Annotated in this window: 10 protein-coding genes and 1 pseudogene; 5 read left to right on the top strand and 6 right to left on the bottom strand. The window is 70.7% G+C overall.

Annotated features, from left to right (window positions below; translation table 11 throughout):
- Both VGX25_RS23350 and VGX25_RS23355 read left to right on the top strand, forming a co-directional pair.
- Positions 1 to 816, top strand: an 816-nt coding sequence (locus VGX25_RS23350) for a TNT domain-containing protein (RefSeq protein WP_326920019.1), incomplete at its 5' end; no start/stop codon positions are given.
- Positions 813 to 1,097: a hypothetical protein gene (locus VGX25_RS23355; protein WP_326920020.1), complete on the top strand. Its 285-nt coding sequence runs from the start codon at positions 813 to 815 to the stop codon at positions 1,095 to 1,097. The genes VGX25_RS23350 and VGX25_RS23355, both read left to right, overlap by 4 nt.
- Before the next feature lie 295 nt (positions 1,098 to 1,392).
- Here the strand turns inward: VGX25_RS23355 and VGX25_RS23360 are convergent, their stop codons facing one another.
- The 3 genes from VGX25_RS23360 to VGX25_RS23370 all read right to left on the bottom strand — a co-directional run bounded on the left by VGX25_RS23360 (position 1,393) and on the right by VGX25_RS23370 (position 4,141).
- The gene (locus tag VGX25_RS23360) at positions 1,393 to 2,760 is read right to left on the bottom strand and encodes a hypothetical protein (RefSeq protein WP_326920021.1); all 1,368 of its coding nucleotides are present in this window, start codon (positions 2,758 to 2,760) and stop codon (positions 1,393 to 1,395) included.
- A 211-nt stretch (positions 2,761 to 2,971) separates the two neighbouring features.
- Positions 2,972 to 3,757 carry a histidinol-phosphatase gene (gene hisN, locus VGX25_RS23365; RefSeq protein WP_326920022.1) on the bottom strand — a complete coding sequence of 262 codons (786 nt, stop codon included), beginning with the start codon at positions 3,755 to 3,757 and terminating at the stop codon, positions 2,972 to 2,974.
- Between the two features lie 42 nt (positions 3,758 to 3,799).
- Positions 3,800 to 4,141: an effector-associated constant component EACC1 gene (locus VGX25_RS23370; protein WP_326920023.1), complete on the bottom strand. Its 342-nt coding sequence runs from the start codon at positions 4,139 to 4,141 to the stop codon at positions 3,800 to 3,802.
- A 53-nt stretch (positions 4,142 to 4,194) separates the two neighbouring features.
- On the opposite strand from VGX25_RS23370, the gene VGX25_RS23375 reads away from it, so the two are divergent.
- From VGX25_RS23375 to VGX25_RS23385, 3 genes are read left to right on the top strand one after another with little or no spacing between them, the layout of a single operon-like run.
- A complete protein-coding gene (locus VGX25_RS23375; RefSeq protein WP_326920024.1) occupies positions 4,195 to 5,613 on the top strand; it encodes a caspase family protein in 1,419 nt (472 codons plus the stop codon).
- Positions 5,614 to 5,665: 52 nt separating this feature from the next.
- A complete protein-coding gene (locus tag VGX25_RS23380; protein ID WP_326920025.1) occupies positions 5,666 to 6,340 on the top strand; it encodes a response regulator transcription factor in 675 nt (224 codons plus the stop codon).
- Between the two features lie 2 nt (positions 6,341 to 6,342).
- Positions 6,343 to 7,638 (top strand): ATP-binding protein, encoded by a 1,296-nt coding sequence (locus VGX25_RS23385; protein WP_326920026.1) that lies wholly within the window; start codon positions 6,343 to 6,345, stop codon positions 7,636 to 7,638.
- 254 nt (positions 7,639 to 7,892) lie between these two features.
- On the opposite strand, the gene VGX25_RS23390 is transcribed toward VGX25_RS23385, so the two are convergent.
- From VGX25_RS23390 to VGX25_RS23400, 3 genes and pseudogenes are all read right to left on the bottom strand, one after another.
- Entirely contained in the window at positions 7,893 to 8,438 is a 546-nt protein-coding gene (locus VGX25_RS23390; protein WP_326920027.1) for a GtrA family protein, read from the bottom strand.
- A 19-nt stretch (positions 8,439 to 8,457) separates the two neighbouring features.
- On the bottom strand, positions 8,458 to 9,015 hold the full coding sequence (locus VGX25_RS23395; RefSeq protein WP_326920028.1) for a GtrA family protein: 558 nt from the start codon (positions 9,013 to 9,015) through the stop codon (positions 8,458 to 8,460).
- Between the two features lie 47 nt (positions 9,016 to 9,062).
- Positions 9,063 to 10,203, bottom strand: a pseudogene (locus tag VGX25_RS23400) (hypothetical protein); the annotation flags it as partial.

Here is a 10,203-nt window from a genome sequence, read left to right on the forward strand (position 1 = left end):
GAGCGCGGCCGGGCGCCGGGTCCGCTGACCACGGCCGTGCCCCCGGGATCGCCGCCGCCTCCTCCGGCCGCGCCCGCCCAGCCGGCGGCGGCGCCGAGGGAGCGGCGGGACCTCGGCGGCGTGCCGTTCTGGGTGCACATGTTCCCGATCGGGCACATGCCGGTCGTCTCCGACCGGCCGGCCCGGCAGCTGCCGCCACCGCCGGTCGAGGTCGACTACGCGCCGGGGATGAGGTTCGAGCCGGGTGATCATCCCGAGCATCACCTCGTGGACTCCGCGCAACGGCTGGACGAGCTGCGCGCCGGGGTGCCCGCGCTCGAGCCGGCCGCCGGGCTGCCCGCCGATCATCCGGAGGTGGCCGTGCTGGCCGAGGGTCATGATCCACTCGGCGGGCAGCACGAGCGCGAGTGGGACCGGCGGTACCTGGTGCGGCTGGGCAGCGTCACCGCGCAGGGCATCAGCAGCGAGGGCAAGGAGTACGCGTGGCCGCCAGGGGAGCGGTACCCCGAGGGCGGGACCGCACCGGGTGAGCCGGCGCTGCTCGCCGAGGGCATGGTGATCGACCGGTTCGGCTCGCCGGACGGGCGGGTGTTCTCCGTCGACGGCACGGCGTTCGCCCGGCGGTCGCTGCCCCCGGAGAGGCTCGACGCCGGCTACCACCGGTACCGCGTGACGCGCCCGCTTCCGGTGTGGCGCACGGTGTCGGCGCCCTGGTTCGGCCAGCCCGGCGGCGGCGAGCGGTACCGGACCACGTACTCGGCCGCGGAGCTGCTGGCCCTCGGCTACCTGGCGGACATCACGGGAGGCATGCAATGAACGCCGAGTCGATCGTCGAGTGGCTGGCGGCCGTCGGCGTGCCCGCGGACGTGATCTCGATCGGCTCCGAGGCCGACAACGCCTGGTGCCTGGTCCGGGATGACGAGCCCGCCGAGGACGGCACGTTCGGCTGGGAGGTCTTCTGGCGCGAGCAGGGCAACCGCTACGACTGGGCCCGGTTCAGCAACGAGCAGGTGGCCTGCCACTACCTCTTCGGCCGCCTCACCTGGGCCCAGGTCGTCCGCGGCGCGGTCGGCGTTCTCCCAGCCCAGGTGTCGTGAGTCTGTTCCGGTGCTATCGGTTTACCAACGATCGATGACCGGATCATGCCTTTGGACTGGGCTGATGCGTAGCTTACATGTCCGTCACGGCGACCGGGTGCTGATCACAACTGCCCATTGGGGTGATCTTGCAAGGCGGCCCGGCCACCGGGTTGGGTAGCCAGGGTCGCAGTCACGGGTGCGCTTGCCCGTTGCGCGGGTGGTTCGGGCGCGGGGCATGCGTAGTACGCGGGTTGCTGCCGAGAGGCGCTTCACGGCCTGCGCTGGGGTCATGAGGATGGTCGCAGCATTGGATCTACTGCTGACGGCCGCGCCTTCGCTTGGTGCCGAACAACCTGCGGCGGCCGTGAAAGTGCACAGCGTCGATGTGCCCCGCCTGCACCGCGACCCCGTGCACCGTTCCGGAGATATCGTTGTGGGTCGCGGTGTTCGCGTCATCATCGGGTGGCGGGCCGACCGGCGTCACCGCGTGTATTCGCTGCGTGTGATAGCCCCGGCGGATGCCGATGTACTCGTCGAGTTCCAGCTGGGCGATCTCGCATGCGCCCAGTTCGGCTCTGGCCGCGGTCTCGCATGCGGCGGCCAAACCCGGCCTGCTGTTCAACACTCGTTCCAGTTCGGCCAGTTTAGCCTGGGCTCGGGCGCGTTCCGCCTCTCGTTTGGCCCTCGCGGCCGGGCTTTCGGGGAGATAGCGCCACTCCGGAGGTGGATCCGCGGCTGCCTTGACGGCACGCTCAACTTTGCGGGCCTTCTTGTTCAGACTGAGAAGCTCGGTCCTGCGTGGGTGCGCCTGGACCGCTTGTGCCATCTCGGACAGGTAGGACAGCACGGCGTTGTGGTCGGCGTCCGAGTCGGTGAGCTCATCGAGTCCCGTGCACCAAGCGAGGTTCAGCTCGGGATCGACGTGCGCGATCATGCTCAGGTGTTTGTGCAACCCCTCGAACTGCGCGCTCACCTTTGCGACGGTCAGCAGCCTGCGCATGGTCCGCGGAGGATCGTTGTCCGGTACCAGCGCATGGTGACCAAAACCGATCGCGAGGTGTTTGACCAGTCCGGCGAGTGCGTCGCGTTCCTCCATTCGTTCCTCGTCTCCCGGCTCGTGGCCGGGGTGCGACGCGATTCGCTTGCACAGCTGGTAGATACTCGTCTGCGGCCGGAGTTGGATCAGCACGTCCCGTTCGTCTCGCAAGCACAGCACGAGCACTGCGGGGAGCCGGCTTTCGCGGATGCCGAAGTAGGTGGCACAGCGGGTCACGGCCTCGGTCCAGGCAGCCTGCAACACCTCCGCCGGATAGGGTGGCAGCGGAACCGGCTGGCCACGGGGGAGACTGTCCTGGCGGGGAAGCACCAGCCGGGTGTGGGGAAGATCGCGAGCCTCGTCAAGGGTCAGGTTCTTCCAGTATCTGGTGACGTTGTTCTCGAACGCGTAGTACCTGCCCTCCTCCGACTCGCTCAGCACGAACCGGGGGTCCGGGCAAAGCACGGCAATGCTCTGGCCGGTTACGTCATGAATGCTGGTCCAGTCCCGTACCAACTCCTCGTGTAGCGTTCGCGCTTCCGCGGTGCGAGCCAGAATGACCATGAGCCCGAGATAGCGTTCACGTCGCGCCGCATCCACGACGTACCGCAGTGCCTCCGCAGCGGTGACCGGCACCTTCCACATGTCCTCATGATATTGGCGTCTGCCGCCATTCGGTCATGCAGTGGAGGCTTTGGTCCGAGCTGCGTAAAGAGGTCGTCAAGGGGCGTTGTGACATGCGGTTTCGGTGTGCCGTAAGGGGCGGGCACGGCGTGACCGGTAACGATCTTGGTACCACACCCTGATCGGTTCGATGGTCGGGTCTATCTGCGGTCGGTAAATAGCCCACAAAGACTCACGACGGGTCTTCGCCGTTGAGCAGGGCGAGGGCGGCGCGGTGCAGCCGTCCGTTGGACGACAGCGCCGAGCCGCCGTCGATGCGCGGCGCGCCGGACAGGTCGGTGAACTCACCGCCGGCCTCCTCGACGAGGACCCGGATGGCGGCGACGTCCCAGGGGTTCACGATGGACTCGGCGGCAAGGTCGAGCGCACCCTCGGCCACCATGCAGTGCTGCCAGAAGTCGCCGAACGCCCGGGTTTCCCAGCAGGCGTCGGCCAGCGCCAGGTACCGCTCCCGGGAGTGGTACGTCACCCACGCCCCCAGGTCCGTTGTGGACAGATAGGCGTCGGCCAGGGAGTCCACTTTGGACACCGAGATCGAGCGTGGCTCACCGTCCGAACCGGATGCCCAGGCGCCCTCGCCCGCCGCGGCCCACCAGCGGCGGCCAAGCGCCGGGGCGCTCACCACGCCGACCACCGGCCGGCCGTCGACGACCAGTGCGATCAGTGTCGCCCAGGCGGGCACCCCGCGCAGGAAGTTCTTCGTGCCGTCGATCGGGTCAAGCACCCAGGCCCGCCCCGCACCGAGCGTTCCGCCCCGCTCCTCGCCGACCACCACGTCCCCCGGCCGCGCGATCGACAGGGCCGCCCGCACGGCGTCCTCCACCGCGGTGTCGGCATCCGTCACCGGCGACCGGTCCGGCTTGCGCGCCACCACCAGATCCCGCGCGAGGAACCGCGCCCTGGTGATCTCGTCGGCCGTGTCGGCCAGCGTCAGCGCCAGGCTCAGGTCATCAGACATGACCGGATCGTCCCACGGCGGCCCGGTCACCCTTTCCGGCCGCTAACCGAAGAACTTCTCGATCGCGGCCCGGTTGTCGTCGACCGAGCCCCCAGTCAGCTCCAGCGACCGGTCGCCGTCCCGCACGACGATCTTGCGCCCGTTCGCCCGGTTCACCCAGTCCCGCAGCAGCCCGGCAAGCTGAACCAGGACCGGAGACGCGCTCAACGCCACGAGGACCGTCTCGACCGTCCCCGCGTCGGCCTTCGCCCCCGCCGGCGCCTCGGCAAGCACCAGCTCGGCCCGGTCCACGTCCAGCGCCAACACCTCGTTGCGCAACTCCCGGGACAGCCGGTCGACCTCGGCCAGGTCGTCGTCCACCACGGTCAACGAAAGGGTCGTCACGCACCCGACGATATCGGCGATATGTCACCGGTGGTAGCCGTATGATCCCCGTGATGGCAGGCAAGCGGACCGCACTTCTGATCGCCACCGACACCTACGCCGACACTGCTTTCCGGCAATTGCGCGCCCCGCGACGCGACGCCGGTGAACTGGCCGAGGTCCTGCGCGACGAGCGGATCGGCGACTACCGGGTCGACATGCTGGTAAACCGGCGCGCGGAGGAGGTGCGAATCCGGCTCAATGAGCTGTTCGGCGGCGCCGGCCGCGACGATCTTATTCTGGTCTACGTCTCCGGGCACGGCATCAAGGACGAGACCGGCCGCCTGCATTTCGCCACTACCGACTCCCGGCGCAACCTTCTCGCCGCGACCGCCGTCTCCGCCCGGTTCGTCCGCGAGCTCATCGATGAGAGCGCGGCCCGTCGGGTCGTGGTGTGGCTCGACTGCTGCTATGCGGGCGCGTTCCCGGCGGGAAGGATCCCCAAAGCCGAGACCGCCGTGGACGTGCTGCCCCAGCTGTCCCCGGAATCGGGCCGGGGCTGCGCCGTCATGACCGCTTCGACGCACATACAGTTCGCCTTCGAGAGCGGCGTCGGCGCAACCGTGAGCGCGGCGGTTGAGCCGTCGGTGTTCACCAGCGCGATCATCGAAGGACTGCGCACCGGCGATGCCGATCTCAACGCCGACGGCCTGATCGACGCCGACGAGCTGTACCACTACGTTCACGATCGCGTGCGGGCCCACACTCCGGGCCAGACACCGACCCGGAACAACCAGGTGACCGGTCAGCTGTACATCGCACGGAGCAACCGGGCGAGGTCCCGACCTCCCGATCAACTCATCGAGTTCCCATCCGGACCGCGCAACGTCCCGGAACCGCCAGCCATGGTCGCCTCGCTGGCCGAGCATGGCCCGCGGCTGCCGCCTCATCCGCGGGCAACCGCCCCGCACGTCGCGCCGCCGATGCCGGTGCCACCGGAATTGCACAGGGTAGCCCGCTGGAGCGGGCCCGCTCATTTCCGGCCCTCGTCGGTCAACAATGCCTTTCGTTTGTTGCTGGCCGCCGTCGCGATCAGTGTCATCTGGTTTGTTCTCGATCTCTTCGTCTACTCGGATGAGGTGGCTCAGCAGGCCCGGAACGGTCTGCGGGAAACGAACCAATCTTTCACCGAGCAGGATGTGGAGCGTGTTGTCGTTCTGAGCTGGGTTATCACAGCGGTGCTGGTCGTATTGCTCGCCGGGCTGGTCATACTGCTGGCCTACAAACTGCGGGCCGGGCGGAACTGGGCACGGATTCTACTTGTCGTGCTCGGGGTATTGCTCATCGCGATGACACTGATCACGATCGGCCAGGCCAGCACCGTGCGTCTCGTTTTCTCGCTTGCCCAGGCCGTGCTTGTCATCGCGGCCGTATGCCTGTCGGTGACTCCGACCGCCAACCGTTACCTCGCGGCGACCCGGGCCCGGCGCTGATCGCTCTCACTAGCAACCGGGTCCCGGCGGGAGACGGCCTAGTCTGTGCACCGTGAGCGTGGTGCTGCTGGCCGAGGACGACGCGGCGATCGCCGAGCCGTTGTCGCGTGCGCTGCATCGCGAGGGGTACGAGGTGCTGGTGGTTGGGGACGGGCACAGTGCGCTGGAGTCGGCCGGGTCGGGGGGCGTGGACCTGCTCGTGCTCGACCTCGGGCTGCCCGGGCTCGACGGGTTGGACGTGTGCCGGCGGCTCCGGGCGGCCGGGCGGAACCTGCCCGTGCTCATGCTGACCGCGCGGGCCGACGAGGTGGACTTCGTGGTCGGGCTGGACGCGGGCGCGGATGACTACGTGGCCAAGCCGTTCCGGCTGGCCGAGCTGCTGGCCAGGATCCGTGCCCTGCTGCGCAGGCGGGCGCCGGGCACCATCGAGGTCAACGGGGTGCGGGTGGACCTGGCCGCCCGGCTGGTCACCGTCGACGGGCGCGAGGTGACGCTGGCCAACAAGGAGTTCGAGCTGCTGCGGGTGCTCATCCAGCGGGCCGGGCAGGTGGTCACCCGCGACGAGATCCTCACCGAGGTGTGGAACGGGCCGGAGCTCAAGACCAGCAAGACGCTCGACATGCACGTGTCCTGGCTGCGCCGCAAGCTCGGCGAGGACGGCGCCCGGTCCACCGAGCGGCGCATCGCCACCGTGCGCGGCGTCGGCTTCCGGTTCAACACGGACTAGCCGTGCGCCGCCGCATCCTGCTCGCGATCCTTCTGGCCGTCGCGATCACGGCGTGCGCGCTTGGCATCCCGCTCGGCTACACCGCCTTCCAGGTGGTGGAGTCGCTGACCAGGGAGGACCTGGCCGCGCGGGCCCAGCAGATCGCGGCGACCCTGGACGACGAGATCGCCGCCGGGCGCCCGCTCGACCTGTCCCGGGTGGAGCTGGCCGTGCCGACCGGCGGCCGGCTGGTCGTCTCGCTGCCCGGCACCCAGGACCGCGGCCTCGGCCCGGAGCTGGGTGCGGACACGGTCAGCGAGGAGGTCCCGATCGTGCACCAGGGCCGGGTGCGGCTGTCGGTCGACGCCGAGCCGATGCGCAACCGCCAGGCCCAGGTCGCCGCGCTGGTGGCGCTGGTGGTGGTCGGCACGGTCGGGATCGGCACGCTGGTCGCGATGATCACCGCGCGCCGCCTTGCCCAGCCGCTGCGGCACGTCTCCGACCGCGCGTCCCGGCTGGGCGCCGGGGACTTCCGGCTCGACCGCACCCGCTACGACGTCGCCGAGCTGGACATGGTGGCCGAGGCGCTGGACAACTCGGCGACCGCGCTGGCCCAGCTCGTCCAGCGGGAGCGCGAGCTGGTCGGCGACGTGTCGCACCAGCTGCGCAGCCGGCTCACCGCCCTGCAGCTGCGGCTCGAGGCGCTGACCTCGATGGGCGACGACGAGGTCTCGGCCGAGGCCCGCGAGGCCCTCGAGCAGGCCGAGCGCCTCGCCGACGTGCTCGACGACATGCTTGCCGCCACCCGGGAGGCGCGGGCCACCGGCGCCCACCCGGTCGACCTCGCCGGCGAGCTGGACGCGATCGCCGACGAGTGGCGCGCGCCGCTGCGGGCCCAGGGCCGCTCGCTGAAGCTGAAGGTGCCCCAGGGCCTGCTCGCCCGTGCGTCCCCCGCGCGGCTGCGCGAGGCGGTCGGCGTCCTGCTCGACAACGCCGTGCGCCACGGCGGCGGCACCGTCACGCTCACCGCCCGCGCCGGCGACGTGGCCATGCCCGGCGGCGAGACCGTGGTGATCGAGGTCAGCGACTCCGGCGCGGGCGTGCCAGACGAGCTCGCCCCGCACATCTTCGAGCGCGGCGTCTCCGGCAGCGGCTCGACCGGCCTCGGCCTGGCCCTGGCCCGCGCCCTTGTCGACTCCGACGGCGGCCGCCTGGAGCTGTCCACCGCCCGCCCGCCCACCTTCACCGTCTTCCTCCCCGTCCCCCGCGCCGCCGACGTCCGCGGCGTCCGCTGGCCGGCCGAGCGCGGCCCCCGCTGAGGGGTGTTTGGAGAGTGCGCTGGGGTCGCCGATCTTTGGCGAGGGCGGCCGCCGCACGACGACAAGGGCAGGGGCGAGGAACGAGCCCCTGCCCGCAGGCGTCGTCAGCCCACCACCCACAACACCCAACCCCCACACCGGCCCGCAACCCCCCAAGCAACCCAACCCCCGGCCGCTCGCCGAAGGCGACCGGCGGCCTTGCCCGAGCTAACAAGCACAGCGACCGGCGGCCTTGCCCGAGCTAATGAACACCGTTAGGAGTGGCCGAGCTCCTCGGTGACGGGGTCGGACTCGACGCTGCCGCGGCGCCTGCGGCCGAGGTCGTCGGGGAAGACCCAGCGGCGGAAGCCCCAGAAGCGGAAGGCCATCGCAAGGAGCATGCCGATGATCGAGCCGCTGGTGAAGTCGGCGATCTCCTGGACGAGCCGGGTGACGTGCGGGACCTCCAGGTCGAGCACGTAGCGCGACACGTACAGCGGCAGCGAGTTCAGGCCTACGCCGATGCCGCTGATCAGGAAGAACAGGGCGGCCTCGTGGTGCCGCTCGCGGCCGCCGCGGGTGCGGAAGGACCACTCCCGGTTGAGGATGTACGACACGATGGTCGCGATGATCACCGCGATCACCTTCGCGGTGACCGGCTTGGGCTGCAGGATCGTCAGCTTCAGCAGGTACCAGATGGCGTTGTCGATCACGAACGTGGTGCTGCCGACGATGCCGAACTTGAGCAGCTCGCGGTGCTTGATGAGTACCGATCGGAGCGGCTCGGGAACGCGGGCGAGCACGCTCTCGACGACGGTCACGTCCGCAGTCTACGAAGATTCAGGCCGCACGCTCATCGGCGCCGCCGGTCGCCCGGCGCGGCCGGCCCCACCCGCGGACTACCCGGGGACGGGCGTCAGCCTGCGGGAACACCCACTTCTTGAACGCCCACAGCCGGAAAACCATGGCCAGCACCGTGCCCAGGATCATGCCCATGCCGAAGTCGGCGATCTCCTGGACCAGCAGGCTGACCCGGGGGACCTGCAGGTGCAGCAGGTACCGCGACACGTACAGCGGCAGCGAGTTCAGCCCCACCCCGATGCCGCTGATCAGGAAGAACAGCGCGGCCTCGTGGTGCCGCTCGCGCCCACCCCGCGTCCGGAACGACCACTCCCGGTTCAGGATGTACGACACGATCGTCGCGATCACGACCGCGATGGCCAGCGCGGTGACCGGCTTGGTGTTCAGGATGGTCAGCTTGAGCGCGTAGTTCACCAGGTTGGTGACCACGAAGCAGATACCGCCGACGACCGCGAACTTCAGCAGCTCTCGGTGCTTGATCAGCCTGGCTCGGAGTGGCTCCGGAACCCGGGCGAGCGCGGTCTCGATCAACGGCATGCCGGCGGAGTCTACTGATCGCGTTCGCCGTGCCCCGCACTGCGGGTTCAGCCGGGCAGCAGCCACCCCAGCAGCGGCCCGAGCAGCGGCCCGCTGGGCGGCGGCGCGGTCGGTGCCGTCGGTGTGGTCGTCGGGGGTGCCGGCGGTTTCGGCGGCTCGATCTTCGGCAGCGGCGACGGCGGGACGTCCGGAACCGGCGCGGGCGGGGTCGACGGCGTGAGCGGGCCGGCCGGCGACTGCAGGTGCGGCTTGGTCGGCGGCCGCGGCGGGGCCTGCGGCTCCGGCGGCGCGGGCGGCGCATCCGTGCCGTTGGGCACCAGCCAGGGCAGGCCGGGCAGCGCCCAGCAGTCGACCCGGATCGTCTGGCTGTCCGACGCCGAGCCGAGCACCGCGGTGACCACCACCGAGGGATCGTCGCAGCGGTGCAGGAGCCCGAGCCAGGTGGCCAGCTTGATCGACAGGTGCACCGAGCTCCTCGGCTCGACCGGGGCCGTTGTCGCGCACGACGTGGACGCGTCCGTGCTGGTGCAGGTCATCGGCGTGGACGAGGAGAGCCGGGCGCCATGCCGGTTGACCGTCACCGTGATCGGTTTGGCGCTGGTGCCGGTGTTGGTCGCGGTGACGTGCAGCAGCGGCCTGCCGAGCAGGCCCGGCAGCAGGGTGTCCAGCCAGCTGCCGTGCGCCTTCACCTCGACCCCGTCGACCGTGGGCGGCGGCTGCACCACGACCCGCACGGCGACCCGGACGCTCACCGGGCTGCCGTCGCTGACCGACCCGGTGATCTCGCCGCCGGGGCTGTTCGCGGCGGCGACGACCCGGAACAGCAACGTGACCGACTCGTTGGGCGCCAGCCCGGCGCCGGTCCCGCAGGTGACGGTGCCAGTGCCGCCAGGGCAGAAGACCGTGCTGGACTGCTTGGCGTTGAGCCGAAGCAGCGGCGCGCCGGCGAACCCGCTCGGGCCGGAGGGGATCGCGGTCACGCCGGGCGGAAGGTTCAGCGTGGCGCTCACCGGACCGGACACGCTGCCGCCGGTGTTGCGCACGGTGATCGGCAGGTCGGCCGGCGCGCCCCCGGCGATCAGCGACACCGAGGCCCCGGCCGCGCTGGCGGTCAGGCTCGGCGGTCCCGGCTGGGGACCGGGCGCCGGTGGCTGCGGGGCCGGCGGCTGCGGTTGCTGGGCGGGTGGT

The sequence above is a fragment of the Actinophytocola sp. genome, from assembly GCF_035942955.1.
Lineage (GTDB): Bacteria > Actinomycetota > Actinomycetes > Mycobacteriales > Pseudonocardiaceae > DASYTH01.

What these genes read in the sequence shown, in the direction of transcription:
- VGX25_RS23395 (WP_326920028.1), bottom strand. Translation starts at nt 9,015, where the DNA reads ATGCCGTTGATCGAGACCGCGCTCGCCCGGGTTCCGGAGCCACTCCGA.
- VGX25_RS23355 (WP_326920020.1), top strand. Translation starts at nt 813, where the DNA reads ATGAACGCCGAGTCGATCGTCGAGTGGCTGGCGGCCGTCGGCGTGCCC.
- VGX25_RS23375 (WP_326920024.1), top strand. Translation starts at nt 4,195, where the DNA reads ATGGCAGGCAAGCGGACCGCACTTCTGATCGCCACCGACACCTACGCC.
- hisN (WP_326920022.1), bottom strand. Translation starts at nt 3,757, where the DNA reads ATGTCTGATGACCTGAGCCTGGCGCTGACGCTGGCCGACACGGCCGAC.
- VGX25_RS23360 (WP_326920021.1), bottom strand. Translation starts at nt 2,760, where the DNA reads ATGTGGAAGGTGCCGGTCACCGCTGCGGAGGCACTGCGGTACGTCGTG.